We start from the raw sequence: 15,810 nt of genomic DNA on the forward strand, positions 1-15,810 counted from the left end.
GCAGCGCGGTCGGCTTCCGCCGCGAACTCGCTCAGATGCCGCTGCCGTCCCGCTCCCGCGTTTCGCGCTCCTGCGGCTGGTTGACCAGCACGGTCAGTTCGCCTGCGTGGATTTTCAGGAGCACGTCGCGGTCCATCGGCAGCAGTTCGCCGTCGATGACGCAGCGGATGTCGTGGCGTTCGCGCGGAAAATGCAGTTCCAGTTCGGTCACCGTCATCGCGGTGACCGCAGCGCTTTCCTTCAGCCGGCCGCGCATGATGTCGAAGGTCAGTCTCGCCACGCCTGCCGGCGTCAGCGGATCGGCGACATAGAAGCCGAGATGGCCGCCGGTCAGGCTGTCGGCGAACATCAGCGGATCGCGGCCGAATTCGTTGTTGGAGACGGAAATCGCAGAGACCTTGCGATGCCCGGTCTTGCCCTCCGCATTGTATTCCACCTCGAATTCCGGCGGATTGAACATGACGCCGATCGCCGCCCGCGTGCTGGCTCGTATCTTGCCGAGCCGCGAGGCGAAGGTCATCGAATTGCGGTAGCGCACCATGCGCGCATGCAATCCGGCGGAGAACTGATGCACGAAGCTCTTGCCGTTGGCACTGGCGATATCGATGTTTTCAGGCGTCGCGTCTGCCAGCGCATCCAGCACCTGCCAGATGTCGAGCGGCAGTTTCAGCGAGCGGGCAAACAGGTTCATGGTTCCGGCCGGCACGACACCGAGGGCGATGCCGCTCTTCCACGCGATGCCGGCGGCCGCCGAGATGGTGCCGTCGCCGCCGCCGGCGATCAGCCCTTCGACGCCTTTGGTCGAGGCCGCCATTTCCATGGTCGAGACGACGTCCTTGCCGGACACCACATGGCATTCGATCTCGTGACCGGCCGCCTTGAAGGTCTCGGCTGCTCGAGCGCAATAGGCGTCCATATCGGTGGTTCGGAAGGTACCGCCATCGCGGTTGAAGACGGCAAAGAGGTTCATTTGATCTCGCTTGCAGAGGAGCGGATTTGGCGCGGGACAACGGCCCATCAGAGAAATGGTTGCGACCTGGAGCTTTATCAACAAGCCCGCCGCCACTTCAGGAAAAAACTCACAATCCCGTGAGGGCACACCTGAATAAATGGCGGATACTACCGCAATGCACAATGCTGTGTTAGCCTGGAGTTCGGTCATTTCGATGACCCGCTCACCTCCAGAGCGGGTGGATGTCTCCCACATCCTACCCGCGTCTTTTTCCAGCAGAATCAATATTATGACCGATAGTGCCGCCCGTTTCGATTCCGCTCGCGACCGTTCGGAGCCTGAAGTCTTTGACAGCGCGCCTGACGAGACCCCGGGGCTTTCGCGGCTTGCCGTCATCCTGATCGAGATCGCATTGGCGGTCGGCGGTTTCGGCATCGGCACCGGTGAATTCGCCATCATGGGTCTGCTCCCGGATGTCGCCTCCACCTACCAGGTCAGCATTCCGATGGCCGGGTACGTGATCAGCGCCTATGCGCTCGGCGTCGTCATCGGTGCACCGATCATCGCGGTCGCCGCCGCACGGATGACGCGGCGCGCGCTGCTCTTGATCCTGATGACTGTGTTCGCGCTCGGCAATATTTCGAGCGCCATGGCACCGGACTTCTGGAGCTTTACTGCGCTGCGATTCGTCACCGGCCTGCCGCATGGCGCCTATTTCGGCGTCGCGGCTCTCGTGGCCGCCTCGATGGTGCCGCCCAACAAACGCGCCCGCGCCGTCGGCCGGGTGATGCTCGGCCTCACTGTCGCGACGCTCGTCGGTACGCCGATCGCCACCTTCATGGGACAAATGCTCAGCTGGCGCGCCGCCTTCTTCCTGGTCGGCGGCATCGGTGTCGTCACGGTGGCATTGCTCTGGTACTTCCAGCCGCGCGACACGGTGCATGAAGGTGCGAGCATCTGGCGCGAGCTCAGCGCCTTCGGCCGGACCCAGGTGTGGCTGACGCTCGGCATCGCCGCGGTCGGTTTCGGCGGCATGTTCTCGGTGTTCAGCTATATCGCCTCGACCACGACGGTGACGGCCGGGATGTCGGTCAGCATGGTGGCGATCGTGCTCACACTGTTCGGCATCGGCATGAATGTCGGCAATATTGTCGGCTCGCGGCTGGCCGACGTGTCGCTCAAGGGCACGATCGGCGGCGTCATGGTGTTCAACGTCATCGTCATGGGCGCTTTCGGGCTGTGGGCGCAGTATCCGGTCGTGCTCTGCCTCTGCGTCTTCCTGATCGGCTGCGGGTTCGCCGCCGGTCCCGCGCTGCAGACCCGGCTGATGGATGTGGCCGCCGACGCACAGACGCTGGCCGCCGCCTCCAACCATTCGGCTTTCAACATCGCCAATGCGCTCGGCGCCTGGCTGGGCGGCCTCGTCATCGCCTGGGGTTGGGGCTTTGCGGCGACCGGTTATGTGGGAGCGGTGCTGTCGCTGCTCGGCTTCGGCGTGTTCGCGGTCTCGGCGGCGCTTGATAAGAAGGCAGTGGCCGCCTGATCAGGCCGCCCTGGAGGGCTTTTGCGCCTCCGGCATCACCATGTATTTTCTGCCATCCTCGCAGATGATGTGCTCCTTGCCCCATTGGCGGAGCGCGGCGATGACCGGTTCCAGGCTCAGGCCGATCGGCGTCAGCGCATAATCCACGCGCGGCGGCACGACCGGAAACACCGTGCGGGTCAGAAGCCCCGCCTCCTCCAGCTCCCTGAGCTGCTTGGTCAGCATGCGCTGGGTGACCGCCGGAATCCGGCGGCGCAGTTCGTTAAAGCGCAGCGTGCCGTCTTCCAGCAGGTGATAGAGGATCACGCCCTTCCATTTTCCGTCGAGGAAACTCAGGGTCGATTCCACCGGGCAGCCTGGGAAATTATCGGTCAGCTTGGCACGGGGTTTCGACATCTGCTGCGTCCTTTCACGGTATACTTTTCGGTACTATAGACCAAAAATGTGCATTCTTGCGCTCTTTGAACATAGGCGCCATCTAGTCTCTCGACAACAGGACACAACCAAGGAGACGTTCCATGCGCGCCGTCGGCTTCAACATGCCCCAGCCCATTACCGCCGAAACCTCGTTGATCGACATCGATCTGCCCATGCCGGAGGCGGCGGGCCGCGACCTGCTCGTGGAGATCAGGGCGGTCTCGGTCAATCCGGTCGATACCAAAGTGCGCCGCTCGGCCGCGGTCGAACCCGGCCAGCACCGGATCCTCGGTTATGATGCGGCGGGCGTGGTCAAGGCGGTCGGCCCGGGCGTCAAACTCTTCAAGCCCGGCGACGAGGTCTATTACGCCGGCGTGATCAACCGGCCGGGCACCAATGCGGAATTCCATCTGGTCGACGAGCGCATCGTCGGCTTCAAGCCGAAGACACTGAGCTTCGAGGAAGCCGCCGCCCTGCCCCTGACGGCGATCACGGCCTATGAGGCGCTGTTCCACCGCATGAAGGTGCAGGACAAGGTGGCGGGTGCCTGGAACGCGGTCCTGGTCATCGGCGGCGCCGGCGGGGTCGGTTCGATCGCCATCCAGCTCCTGCGCGAACTCTCCGACGTGACGGTCATCGGCACCGGCTCGCGGCCGGAAACGCAAGCATGGATCAAGGAGCTCGGCGCCCACCATGTGCTCGACCATTCCAAGCCCATGGCGCCGCAGCTCGCGCAGATGGCGATCGGCGCGCCCGCCTTCGTCTTCTCGACCACCCACACGGAGACCCATCTCAAGGACATCCTGGAGCTGATCGCGCCGCAGGGCCGCCTGGCGCTGATCGACGACCCGAAGGAGCCGATGGATCTGCGCGCCTTCAAGAGCAAGGCGCTGTCGGTGCATTGGGAAATGATGTTCGCCCGCGCCGTCTTCCAGACCGCCGACATGATCGAGCAGCACAAGCTGTTGAACCACGTCGCCGAACTGGTCGATGCGGGCAAGATCCGCACAACGCTTGCCGAAACGCTGGGGCCGATCAATGCCGCCAACCTGAAGACGGCGCATGCGATGATCGAGAGCAACCGCACCAAGGGTAAGCTCGTGCTGTCGGGCTTCTGAGCGCGCCGCTATGAGCTAAAATAAAAAAAGCCCGCCGTGGCTGAAACGGCGGGCTTTCTTCACGGCCTGGCGGTGGATCAGGCCTGGATAACGACGACCTTGGCGCCGACATTGACGCGGCTGTAGAGATCCACGACGTCGTGGTTCATCATGCGGATGCAGCCGCTCGACATGGCAAGCCCGATCGATTCCGGCTGGTTGGTGCCGTGGATGCGGAAATGCGTGTCGTTGCCGCCGCGATAGAGATACATGGCGCGGGCGCCGAGCGGATTGTTCGGACCGCCGGGCATGCCGCCTGCGAGTTTCCGGTATCGCTCCTCGCGGCGCTGCATGTTTGCGGTCGGGGTCCAGGTCGGCCATTCGGCCTTGCGGCCGACATAGGCATTGCCGGCAAGCGCCAGGCCCGCGCGGCCGACGCCGACGCCGTACCGGATCGCGCGGCCATTGCCGAGGATGTAATAGGCGCGGCGGGCCGGCGTATCGACGACCACGGTGCCGGCTGCATACGGGGTGACATAGGCGACTTCCGTGCGGCGCAATTCCGGCTTTATGTTCTCGACCGGTACCGTCTTCAGCGGGAATTGTTCGTTCGGCAGTGCTGCGTAATTCGTCTGATCGTTGATGGTGGAAGCGCAACCGGCAAGCAGAAGCGGCAGGCCCGCAAGAAAGCCGCGACGGGAAATCGACATGAATGTGTCCTTGATGCGTCGAGAAGATGACGCTGAATTTAAGAATATTATGGTTAATGAAGTGCTAAACGGGCGATTGTTGCAGTCATCACAAACGCGTCAGAAGGGTGCTCATGTAGAGATGCGACATGCCATGTGCGCAATGGGAAATGCATCATCCGACGACCGGGAGGCTGGGATATGCGCACGGCCATAAACCGTCGACGAAAAATTACTTGCAGACGCCAAGGAATTCAGCGGGATAAAAATACCTCCGACGTGATCAAAAGCCCTCACGCTTCTCGTCCAGCACGAGGCAGCGCAGAAGTTGATCATGCTTGGAGGCAGCGCGCCGAATCTGGAGGATCCGCCACGCCGACGCTGGAACCCGGATGGCACTTGGGAGGGTAATCCGGAGTGATATGGTGGAGGCCTCGCTTTCGATCGAACACCCGCGATAAACACAAACCTCACATATTCGGATAGACCGGCCCCTCGCCGCCCTGTGGGGGGACCCAGTTGATGTTCTGGTTGGGGTCCTTGATGTCACAGGTCTTGCAGTGGACGCAGTTCTGGGCGTTGATCACGTAGACCTCTTCGCCATTCTTCTCGACCCATTCGTAGACGCCGGCCGGACAGTAGCGGGTCGAGGGGCCGCCATAGACTTCCAGCTCGGAGCGCTTCTGCAGGTCCATGTCCTTCACCTGCAGATGGACCGGCTGGTCTTCCTCGTGATTGGTATTGGACAGGAAGACCGAGGACAGGCGGTCGAAGGTCAAGACGCCGTCCGGCTTCGGATAGTCGATCTTTTTATGCTGCGCGGCCGGCTCCAGCGAGGCTGCATCCGTCTTGCCGTGTTTCAGCGTGCCGAAGAAGGAGAAGCCGAGGAGCTGGTTGGTCCACATGTCGAGGCCGCCGAGCGCGATGCCCAAACCCGTACCAAGCTTCGACCAGAGCGGCTTGACGTTGCGCACCCGTTTGAGGTCGGTGCCGATCGGGGTCGCCCGCCACTGGTTCTCGATCTCTATCACCTCGTCATTGGCACGACCGACCTCGATCGCTCTCGCAATGTTGTCGGCGGCGAGAATGCCGGACAGGACGGCGTTGTGGCTGCCCTTGACGCGCGGCACGTTGACCAGGCCGGCGGAACAACCGATCAGCGCGCCGCCCGGGAAGGTCAGTTTCGGCACCGACTGGTATCCGCCCTCGGTGATGGCGCGGGCGCCGTAGGAAAGGCGCTTGGCGCCCTCGAAAGTGCTGCGGATCGCCGGGTGGGTCTTGAAGCGCTGGAATTCTTCGAAAGGATAGAGATACGGGTTCTTGTAGTTCAGATGCACCACGAAGCCGACTGCGACGAGATTGTCCTCCAGGTGATAGAGGAACGAGCCGCCGCCGGTGGACATGCCGAGCGGCCAACCGAACGAGTGCTGCACCAGGCCAGGACGGTGATGTTCCGGCTTGACCTGCCAGAGCTCCTTCAGGCCGATGCCATATTTCTGGGGCTCGCGATCGCTCGAGAGATCGAATTTCGCAATCAGCTGCTTGGCGAGCGAACCGCGCACGCCCTCGCCGATCAGCACGTATTTGCCATGCAGTTCCATGCCGCGCGTAAAGGCCGGGCCGGGCTCGCCATTGCGCTCGACGCCCATGTCGCCGGTCGCCACGCCCTTGACTGCGCCGTTCTCGTCGTAGAGCACTTCGGTGGCGGCAAAGCCCGGATAGATCTCGACACCCAGCCCTTCGGCCTTTTCGGCCAGCCAGCGACAGACGTTGCCGAGCGATACGATATAGTTGCCGTGATTGTTCATCAGCGGCGGCATCATGAAGTTCGGAAGCCGGATCGAGCCGGCAGGCCCCAGGAACAGGAAATGATCGGCGGTGACCGGGGTCTTGAACGGATGGTCCGCCTCCTCGCGCCAGCCGGGCAGTAGCGCATCGATGCCCGAGGGATCAACAACCGCTCCGGAGAGGATATGGGCCCCGACTTCCGAACCCTTTTCGAGCACCACAACGGTCAGGTCCGGATTGACCTGTTTCAGGCGGATCGCGGCTGAAAGCCCCGCAGGACCCGCGCCGACGATCACCACGTCGAATTCCATGCTCTCGCGCTCTGGCAATTCGTGGGCAGGAAGTTCTTGCTCGCTCATATCCAACTCCGCTCGCCGGCCCCTTCCGGCTTTATTCAGGCAACCTGTTTGACAAAACCGCCCCGGCTTGTCGAGGCGGGAAAACGTCCTCCGCCTTGTCATTCGCGCAAATGGCGTTTCGGTTTTATCATATTACGTTTACGTGCACGTCAGTTATAAGCACCGAACCGGAGAAAGCAAGATCGACCTTTCGCGCCCCTCTGTCGCTGCTATAAAGGCCCGACAACCGATCACAGGAATTGGGGAAGGAACAGCATCATGGATCTCGGTCTCAACGGCAAACGCGCTCTCGTGCTCGCCTCGTCGCGCGGGCTTGGCCTCGGCATCGCCAAGGCGCTTGCGAGCGAGGGAGCCCACGTTCTCCTCGTCGGCCGCTCCGGCGAGCGGCTGGCGGACAATTGCAAGGCGATCAATGCCGAAGGCAAGGGAAAGGCCGACTGGGTCTGGGGCGACCTTGCCGAGGAGAATTTCGTCGAGGCGATGAAGACCGCCGTCAAGGAAAAGCTCGGCGGCATCGACATCCTGGTCAACAATACCGGCGGCCCGACGCCGGGCACGGCAGAAGACATGAGCGCCGACAAGCTCGACATCTTCTTCCAGTCCATGGTGCTGCGCGTCATCACGCTCACCAACGCCCTGCTGCCGCAGATGAAGGAACAGGGTTTCGGCCGCATCCTGACCGTCGCCTCCTCCGGCGTCTTCGAGCCGATCGCCAATCTGGCGCTTTCCAACACCCTGCGCTCGGCGCTGGTCGGCTGGAACAAGACGATCGCCACCGAAGTGGCGGGTTTCGGCATTACCTGCAACATGCTGCTTCCCGGCCGCATCCATACCGACCGTATCGACGAGCTTGACGGCGCCAATGCCAAGCGCACCGGCAAGTCGGTGGAGGAAATCCGCTCCGCCTCGCTGAAGACCATTCCCGCCGGTCGGCTCGGCAAGGTCGAGGAATTCGCAGCCGCCGGCGCCTTCCTCTGCTCGGTTCCGGCAAGCTACGTCACCGGCACGATGCTGCGGGTCGACGGCGGCGCGTCGCGCTCGATCTGAGGTTTGCGAAAGTCCGTCAAACTCAGGTCGTTAAACATTGAATCGAATTGGGATGCCGCTGTTGGCGGTATCTCAATTCGCCTGTCGTAAGAGGCAAGCCGGCCCCCCAAAATTAAAGGATCGCCGGCATGATCGAAAGTGTTTCGGGGGCGACCGAGGCTCCCGCGCCCAGTACGCCCTCCTCCGCGCCTCATGCGCCGGTCTCCGCTGCCGCCTCGATCTCGGCGACGCTTGCGGCCGGACATGTGGTGGGCACCTTTGCCGGCAGCTGGGAAGCGGCAACTCGCCACGCTGCCGAAACCTCGGCGATCTCCAGCCGGCCGGGGATCATGCATGCGCGAAGCCTGGAGGCCGTGGATGACGTGGTTGTCCGCAACCTCCTCGACAGCCTGTCGCCCGCAAGCCGCATCGCCGGCAGCTTCTTCCTGGCCGATGGTGAGGAACCGGCGCCCAGGTCTCTCATCGCCACCTATTACGAAGACGTCTGACCGGAAACCCTTCGGGCCGATCCGACATCACGCAAATGCGTCTCGCGACAGGCTCGCCTCGAGCCTATGATCTCCGTCCCTACCTCGGAGTTCTTCCATGACATTCCTTCGACTTGCACTCACGGTGATCGGCATCCTGATGGTCGCGACCGGCCTCATCTGGGTCGGCCAGGGGACCGGCGCCTTCCCCTATCCCGCCAGCAGTTTCATGATCAACCAGACGCCCTGGATCATGAGGGGCGCCGGCGTCGCGATCGTCGGCCTTTCCGTCATCTGGGCCGCCCGGCGATTTCTCCGCTAGCTCCGGTGGGCGCGCGCACATTGCGCAGCCAAAAGGCGAAGAAGATTAACTCAAGTTCATCTAAGCCCTTCATTACAAACCTTTAATCCGGTTTCACCGGTTCGTGAGCCGGTGGGGTAAAACCTGTCTTTTTTGCGCCGCAATAGGGGCGGTTCGATGGAGCGATACCATTGGCGCAACCATAGGCGAGCGGTTACCTCATGAAGAAGATCTGGATTTTTGCTGGCGTTCTTGTCGCTGCCGGCATTGCGGGCTGGGAGTTCCGCGATCGGCTTCCCTTTCTTTCATCCTTCATCCAGCAGGCATCCGCCGATGCCGGCGACAGCCAGTCCCAAGGCGCGCAACAGGGCGCGCAGCGCCGGCGCGGCACAGGCGGTCCGCCACCGGCGGTAAAGACGGTCGCCGCCATCCGTACCGCCCTGCCGATGGACGTCACCGCCTCCGGTGCTGCCGATGCGGACGAGAACACGACGATCGCCGCCCAGCAGCCCGGCATCGTGGTCAGCATCGCCGCAACCGACGGCGCTTACGTGAAGACGGGCGACCTGATCGCCAAGCTCGACGACCGCACGGCCAAGGCCGCACTCGACAAGGACAAGGCGCTTCTCGTTCGCGACCAGGCAACACTCACCCAGGCACAGACCGCGCTTGCCCGCGCCAACGACCTGCTGCACGGAAATGCCGGCACCCAGCAGACCGTCGATCAGGCGAAGGCGGCGCAGGATACCGCGGCCGCCACGGTGCAGAGCGACAATGCGGCGATTGCGGCCGATCAGATCGAGATCGACCATACGGATATCCGCGCACCCTTTGACGGAAGGCTCGGCGACATCGGCATCAGCACCGGCGCCTATCTCAGCGCCGGCTCGGCGGTGGTGACGATCGCCAAATACGATCCGATCTATGTGAAATTCCATCTTCCCGAGGCCTATCTCGGCCAGCTCAAGCAGGCTTCATCAGCGAATGCGGTAACGGTCGATGCCGTGCCGCAGGGCGGCGGCACGGCGGCCAAGGGAACCTTGAGCTTCTTCGACAACACGGTCGATCCTGCTTCGGGCACGATCCTCGCCAAGGCCAGGTTCGACAATCCATCGGGAGCGCTCTGGCCGGGGCAATCGCTGAACGTCACCGTGCATTTCCGGAGCGACGACAAGGACATCGTGGTGCCGACAGTGGCGGTCAACCCGGGCGTCGACAGCCCGTTCGTCTATGCGGTCGGCGACGACAGACGAGTGCATGTGACGCCGGTCACGCTGGCACGTTCCAACGGCCCGGACACGGCGATTGCCAGCGGGCTCACCGAAGGGGCGCATGTGGTGGTCGAGGGCCAGGTGCAGCTCGTCGATGGCGCGACCGTCGTCGAGCAGTTCGGCAATGGCCAGAAGACGGCCGGTGCCAAGCGCAATGACCAGCCGATCGAAGTGGGGGCAGCGCAATGATCCCCGAATTCTGCATCCGCCGCCCGGTCGCCACCACGCTGCTTGCCATCGGCGCCGTACTCGCCGGCCTTGCCGGCTACCAGCTCCTGCCCGTCGCCGCCCTGCCGCAGGTCGATTTTCCGACCATCAACGTCTCGGCCCAACTGACCGGAGCCTCGCCGCAGACCATGGCGACGGCTGTCTCGACGCCTCTTGTCAAGCAGTTCGAGACCATCCCCGGCATCAGCGAGATCAGCGCCACGAACTCGCTCGGCAATACCTCGATCGTGCTGCAGTTCGACCTCAACCGCAATATCGATGCGGCGGCGGCCGACGTGCAGGCGGCGATCTCGCATGCGACCCGGCAACTGCCGGACAACATGACGACGCCGCCGAGCTACCGCAAGACCAACCCGGCCGACGCCCCGGTCCTGCTCCTGTCGATCCGCAGCGACACGATGCCGCGCAGCAATATCGACGAGATCGCCGAGGATGTGCTCTCCCCTTCTCTCTCGACGCTTCCGGGCGTTGCGGAAGTCTCGATCTTCGGCGCCCAGACCTATGCGGTGCGTGTCGAGGTCGATCCCAACAAGCTGCAGGCCCGCAACCTCGGCGTCGACAACGTCACCAATGCGATCGCCAGCGCCAACAGCCAGGCACCGGTCGGTTCGCTCGAAAACAACAGCCAGCGGCTGACCATCAATGCCGATACCCAGCGTACCAATGCCGACCAGTTCCGCTCGCTGGTGATCGCCAGCCCGAACGGGGCGCCCGTCCATCTCGGCGATGTCGCCAACGTTCAGGACAGCGTCGAGAACCTCGACGCGGGAAGCTGGTACGACGGCAACCAATCGATCATCCTCGCGATCCAGCGCCAGCCGGATGCCAATACGGTCGATGTCGTCGATTCGGTGCGCGCAAAACTGCCGGGATTGTCCGCCGAACTGCCGGCCTCGGTGTCGATCAACGTCATGAACGATTCTTCCACCGCGATCCGCGCCTCGATATCGGACGTTCAGTTCACGCTGATGCTGACGATCGGCCTTGTCGTGCTGGTCATCTATCTCTTCCTCGGCCGGATCACAGCTACCCTCGTGCCGGGGCTTGCCGTACCGCTGTCGCTGATCACCACGTTCGGCGCCATGTATGTTCTCGGCTACAGCATCGACAACATCTCGCTGCTCGGGCTGACGCTCTCGGTCGGACTGGTGGTGGACGATGCAATCGTCATGCTGGAAAACATCATGCGGCATGTCGAGGATGGCATGCCGGTGATGCAGGCGGCGCTTACCGGCGCTTCGGAAGTCAGCTCCACGATCATTTCCATGTCGGTGTCGCTGATCGCCGTGTTCATTCCCATCCTCTTGATGGGCGGGGTGGTCGGGCGGCTATTCAACGAGTTCGGCATGGTGGTGGCGCTCGCCATCGTCGCCTCGGCGGTCGTTTCGCTGACGGTGACGCCGATGCTGGGGTCGAAACTTTCCGATGCGCACCACCGCCCCAGCCTGATCGTGCGCATCTTCGACGCCGGCTTCTCCCGCACGCTGAAGGCATATGACCGCTCGGTCGGATGGTGCCTCCGCAACCGCGGCATCATCCTGCTCGTCTTCCTCGCCTCGGTCGGCGGTTCGGTCTACCTGTTCAAGACCTTGCCGACGAGCTTCTTCCCGCAGGAGGATATCGGCCGCCTGACGATCTCCACCCGCGCCCGGGAAGACATTTCCTATCCGGCGATGCGCGACCTGCAGGCGCAGGTGGCGGCCGCCGTGCAGCAGAACCCGGCGGTCAATCACGTCACCTCGATCGTCGGCAGCAACGGCCGCAGCTCGCTCAACAACGGCACGATCTGGGTGGAATTGAAGGACCGCGGCCAGCGTCCGCCGCTCGACCAGACCCTGCGGGAGCTCAGACAGGCGACATCCAGGTTTGCCGGCATGAAGACCTTCATCACCCCGCAGCAGAGCCTTCGCTTCGGCGGCCGCGCGACGGCGAGCCAGTACCAGCTGGTGGTGCAGGCGCTGAACGCCTCGCAGACCGGCGAATGGTCGGACAAGATCCAGACCGCGATGCGGGCCGACCGGGCGCATTTCACCGACGTCACGTCGGACGCCCAGAACGATGCGATCGAAGCCAACATCAAGGTCGATCCCGAAAAGGCCGCCTCGTTCGGGATTACCGACGACGAGCTGCGCAAGACGCTGCAGATGGCATTCGGCGGCTATACGGCGGCCGAAATCCAGTCGACCGGCGACAGCTACGACGTGATCACCGAGTTCGACAATACGCAGCAGTGGAACGACCAGATGCTGCAGGGTGTCAGGGTCATGTCCTCGAACGGCTCGTTGGTGCCGCTCTCGAACTTCGCGACGATCGTGCGGCAGACGGCGCCCGTCACCATCAACCAGACCGGCCAACTGGTCTCGACGACGGTGTCGTTCAACCTGCCGGCCGGCGTCTCGCTCTCCGATGCGACGGCTGCGATCGATCAGATCAAGGCGAACCTGCAGATGCCGAACGACGTGTTCACCTCCTATGGCGGCACGGCGCAGATCTTTCGGCAGAGCCAGGGCAATACGCCGTTGCTGATTCTGGCCGCGGTGCTGACCATCTATGTGGTGCTCGGGGTGCTCTACGAGAGCTTCATCCACCCGCTGACCATCCTGTCGGGCCTGCCGGCGGCGGCCTTCGGAGCGTTGCTGGCGCTGAAACTGTTCGGCTTCGACCTGTCGATCATCGCGCTGATCGGGCTTCTGATGCTGATCGGCATCGTCAAGAAGAACGCGATCATGATGATCGACGTGGCGGTGGAGACGATGCGCTCGAAAGGAGAGACGGCGGCCGTCGCGATCCATGAGGCCTGCGTGCGGCGCTTCCGGCCGATCATGATGACGACCTTCTGCGCCCTGCTCGGAGCGCTGCCGATCGCCCTCGGCACAGGCGCCTCCTCCGAGCTTCGCCAGCCGCTCGGCATCGCTGTCGTCGGCGGGCTGATCGTTTCCCAGGCGCTGACGCTGTTCATCACACCCGTCATCTTCGTGGAAATGGACCGGTTCGGCCGCTTCCTCGGAAGGCTGGGCCGCCGGAAAGCCGAGGACCCGCATGAGGCCAACGACGACGTGCCGACGGCAATTGCGGCGGAGTGATGCCTCTGCCCGCCGCCAACATGTGACGGCAGGGCAAAATCTAATGGTCGAATAGATGGAACATTAGCCTCCCCATGATAACCAACGTTCTGAAACAAACGTTATGTGTTGGGGTGATGGAGAAATCGGAGCAAGTTTCGCGCAAGACGGTTATTCGCGCCATGTGGCGATCATCGTCGAAATCGGACAAGGCGAGCCTGTTATTCGTGCTCCTCGCGCCGATTTTCGTCTATGTCGATGCCTTCCACCTTCAATACGAGCCACCGAGCAAGGAATTTTTTGTTCTGGCACCCTTTGCCTTTGTCGGAATGATCGTCGCGGCATGGGGCATGCTTTACATTATCTACAAACAGACCAAGCGGGCATTGCAGCAGGCTGGTCGCCAATAATGCCGGACTCCCGCGGGTAACCTTAACCGATAACCTGAATACCGATCTCCGTTTGCATTAGACAGCACTAAAGCTTCTTATAGGTGGCGCAGCGTAGTACTGCGTACGCGCTGTGGCGGTCGGGCTTGGGGGTCGCCCGGCCGCTCTCAGTTTCAGGCCACGCGCCGAAGAATCAGAAGCGTTCGGCCAGTTTCGGGAAATCGCGGATCAACGAATCCCGCACCACGAAGCTGATCGGGTCGTTCGGATAGCGCTTGGTGTCGACCAGCAGCCTTGCGAAGATGACGCGCCGTTCGTCCTTCATGGCCCAGCCGACGAACCAGCCGAGCGGGCGGTCGTGATCCGCCTTGCCGGCCTTGTCGCGCAGCCAGCCGGATCCGGTCTTGCCCTGGATGTCCCAGCCGTCGCCAGCCTCGAAATGCGGCACGATCGCCAGCGTCATGTCGACCGCGTGTTCGGAGATCGGCAGGCCGCCGTTCAGGAACCTGCGCAGGAACCGCACCTGCTCGTCGGCGGAGATCTTCAGCGACGACATCAGCCAGGATTCGGTCAGGCCGTCGGTATTGCCCGGGCCGCCGGAGACATCGCGGTTGCCGTAACCGAAGCGCTGGATGTAGTCCGCAAAGGCTTTGCTGCCGAGCTTGCGGGTGATTTCCTGCGAATACCAGACGATCGACTCCTTTTCCCAGATCAGCGGATCGACATCCTTCTTCACCCGCTCGGGGCCCTTGAACTTCGCCTGGTATTTCCAGCGCGGGTTCTGGGCGTCCGTCAGAATGCCGGCATCGTAGCCCATCATGGCCAAAGGCAGTTTGAAGGTCGACTGGGGATAAAAGCCCTGATCACAGGTGCCCTGGCGGTAGAGCGCTTCGCCGCTCTCCTCGTCGATGATGACGGTGCAGCGGATCGGATCGGCAGCACCGGCGGCGGTGCAATCGAGAAAAGTCGCGGTAATTCCGAGAGAAAATGCCAGAAGAAAAGAATTTCTGAAAGCCATCGTGGTTCTCCAAATAGGGTGACGCGGCTTTTCTAGGTCGGCTTGTGAGCCCCAATCAAACGATGATATCTGCGGTCAGACATGAATCAAATTAGGGCATGGCCATGGTTCGACCATATTTGCCGCTGAACGCCCTGCGGGCCTTCGAGGCGGCCGCGCGGCATCTCTCCTTTACCCGCGCGTCGATCGAGCTCTGCGTCACCCAGGCCGCCGTCAGCCATCAGGTGAAGCTGCTCGAACAGCGGCTCGGCGTGACCCTGTTCCGCCGCCTGCCGCGCGGGCTGATGATCACCGAGGAAGGCCTGGCGCTGCTGCCGGCGCTGCAGGACAGTTTCGACCGGATGGCCGCCATGCTGGAGCGCTTCGAAGACGGGCATGTGCGCGAGGTGCTGAAGCTCGGTGCGGTCGGGACGCTTGCGGTCGGATGGCTGTTGCCGCGGCTTTCCGACTTCCGCGAGAAATACCCGTTCATCGACTTGAGGCTTTCCACCAACAACAACCGCGTCGACATCGCCGCCGAAGGGCTCGACTACACGATCAAGTTCGGCAACGGCGCCTGGCACGATATCGAGGCGGAGCCGCTGTTCGAAGCGCCGCTGTCCGTCCTCTGCATTCCGGCGATCGCAACGCAGATCAAGACCCCGGAGGACGTCGCACATCAGGTGCTGTTGCGTTCCTACCGCGCCGACGAATGGCCGAGCTGGTTCGAGGCGGCGCAAGTCACCCCGCCGCAGATCCGCGGCCTGGTCTTCGATTCATCCGTGCTGATGGTCGAAGCGGCGATCCAGGGGGCCGGCGTCGCGCTCGCCCCTCCCCTGATGTTCTCCCGCCAGCTTGCCGCCGGTTTGATCGAACAGCCGTTTCCAATCTATATTTCCAAGGGAAGTTACTGGCTGACGCGGCTCAAGTCCCGCAGCGGGACACAGGCCATGGAAATGTTTCGCAACTGGCTTGCGCAGCAGGCCTCGGAGACGCGCAGGCAGTTGAACTGATAGTTAAGGGCAAATCGCAGGCCACCCTACAGTACATGCCCAACTGCTGTAGCTCGCTAGGCCCTGAATAATTGTGCTCAGGGAAACCAGTCCCGCAGTCACTGTAACTACGGCAGCGGATACCTTTTGCCAGAACGAAAACGTAAATCGCTTTTCGATCGTAATGACGCGACCATTCCAGTGAAGGACG

14 protein-coding genes are annotated in these 15,810 nt (G+C 62.6%); 9 read left to right on the plus strand and 5 right to left on the minus strand.

Annotated features, from left to right (window positions below; translation table 11 throughout):
* Window positions 1-31: 31 nt before the first annotated feature.
* Entirely contained in the window at window positions 32-970 is a 939-nt protein-coding gene (locus GQ59_RS10815; protein WP_051903900.1) for a diacylglycerol/lipid kinase family protein, read from the minus strand.
* 271 nt (window positions 971-1,241) lie between these two features.
* Between GQ59_RS10815 and GQ59_RS10820 the strand changes: the two genes are divergently transcribed.
* A complete protein-coding gene (locus tag GQ59_RS10820; RefSeq protein WP_037080962.1) occupies window positions 1,242-2,495 on the plus strand; it encodes an MFS transporter in 1,254 nt (417 codons plus the stop codon).
* Here the strand turns inward: GQ59_RS10820 and GQ59_RS10825 are convergent, their stop codons facing one another.
* A complete protein-coding gene (locus GQ59_RS10825) occupies window positions 2,496-2,891 on the minus strand; it encodes a winged helix-turn-helix transcriptional regulator (RefSeq protein WP_037080963.1) in 396 nt (131 codons plus the stop codon).
* A 122-nt stretch (window positions 2,892-3,013) separates the two neighbouring features.
* Here GQ59_RS10825 and GQ59_RS10830 point away from each other — a divergent pair, with 122 nt between their 5' ends.
* Window positions 3,014-4,030, plus strand: coding sequence for a zinc-binding alcohol dehydrogenase family protein (locus GQ59_RS10830; protein ID WP_037080965.1), 1,017 nt, complete (start codon window positions 3,014-3,016; stop codon window positions 4,028-4,030).
* Between the two features lie 77 nt (window positions 4,031-4,107).
* Here the strand turns inward: GQ59_RS10830 and GQ59_RS10835 are convergent, their stop codons facing one another.
* Both GQ59_RS10835 and GQ59_RS10840 read right to left on the minus strand, forming a co-directional pair.
* The gene (locus GQ59_RS10835) at window positions 4,108-4,719 is read right to left on the minus strand and encodes a L,D-transpeptidase (RefSeq protein ID WP_037080967.1); all 612 of its coding nucleotides are present in this window, start codon (window positions 4,717-4,719) and stop codon (window positions 4,108-4,110) included.
* 449 nt (window positions 4,720-5,168) lie between these two features.
* Entirely contained in the window at window positions 5,169-6,845 is a 1,677-nt protein-coding gene (locus GQ59_RS10840; RefSeq protein WP_037080969.1) for an electron transfer flavoprotein-ubiquinone oxidoreductase, read from the minus strand.
* Between the two features lie 258 nt (window positions 6,846-7,103).
* On the opposite strand from GQ59_RS10840, the gene GQ59_RS10845 reads away from it, so the two are divergent.
* The 6 genes from GQ59_RS10845 to GQ59_RS10870 all read left to right on the plus strand — a co-directional run bounded on the left by GQ59_RS10845 (window position 7,104) and on the right by GQ59_RS10870 (window position 13,631).
* The gene (locus GQ59_RS10845) at window positions 7,104-7,892 is read left to right on the plus strand and encodes an SDR family oxidoreductase (RefSeq protein ID WP_037080970.1); all 789 of its coding nucleotides are present in this window, start codon (window positions 7,104-7,106) and stop codon (window positions 7,890-7,892) included.
* Window positions 7,893-8,020: 128 nt separating this feature from the next.
* Window positions 8,021-8,380, plus strand: a complete 360-nt coding sequence (locus GQ59_RS10850; protein ID WP_037080972.1) for a hypothetical protein — start codon at window positions 8,021-8,023, stop codon at window positions 8,378-8,380.
* Between the two features lie 97 nt (window positions 8,381-8,477).
* Window positions 8,478-8,681, plus strand: coding sequence for a hypothetical protein (locus tag GQ59_RS10855; RefSeq protein WP_037080974.1), 204 nt, complete (start codon window positions 8,478-8,480; stop codon window positions 8,679-8,681).
* Window positions 8,682-8,881: 200 nt separating this feature from the next.
* Window positions 8,882-10,120 (plus strand): efflux RND transporter periplasmic adaptor subunit, encoded by a 1,239-nt coding sequence (locus GQ59_RS10860; protein ID WP_051903901.1) that lies wholly within the window; start codon window positions 8,882-8,884, stop codon window positions 10,118-10,120.
* Window positions 10,117-13,242 (plus strand): efflux RND transporter permease subunit, encoded by a 3,126-nt coding sequence (locus tag GQ59_RS10865; protein ID WP_037080976.1) that lies wholly within the window; start codon window positions 10,117-10,119, stop codon window positions 13,240-13,242. The genes GQ59_RS10860 and GQ59_RS10865 overlap by 4 nt, the downstream gene beginning before the upstream one ends.
* A gap of 74 nt (window positions 13,243-13,316) precedes the next feature.
* The gene (locus tag GQ59_RS10870) at window positions 13,317-13,631 is read left to right on the plus strand and encodes a hypothetical protein (RefSeq protein WP_152564294.1); all 315 of its coding nucleotides are present in this window, start codon (window positions 13,317-13,319) and stop codon (window positions 13,629-13,631) included.
* A gap of 172 nt (window positions 13,632-13,803) precedes the next feature.
* On the opposite strand, the gene blaOXA is transcribed toward GQ59_RS10870, so the two are convergent.
* On the minus strand, window positions 13,804-14,628 hold the full coding sequence (gene blaOXA, locus GQ59_RS10875; RefSeq protein WP_037080978.1) for a class D beta-lactamase: 825 nt from the start codon (window positions 14,626-14,628) through the stop codon (window positions 13,804-13,806).
* 104 nt (window positions 14,629-14,732) lie between these two features.
* On the opposite strand from blaOXA, the gene GQ59_RS10880 reads away from it, so the two are divergent.
* Window positions 14,733-15,620: a LysR family transcriptional regulator gene (locus GQ59_RS10880; RefSeq protein ID WP_037081171.1), complete on the plus strand. Its 888-nt coding sequence runs from the start codon at window positions 14,733-14,735 to the stop codon at window positions 15,618-15,620.
* Window positions 15,621-15,810 lie beyond the last annotated feature (190 nt).

It is taken from the genome of Neorhizobium vignae (assembly GCF_000732195.1).
GTDB lineage: Bacteria > Pseudomonadota > Alphaproteobacteria > Rhizobiales > Rhizobiaceae > Neorhizobium > Neorhizobium vignae.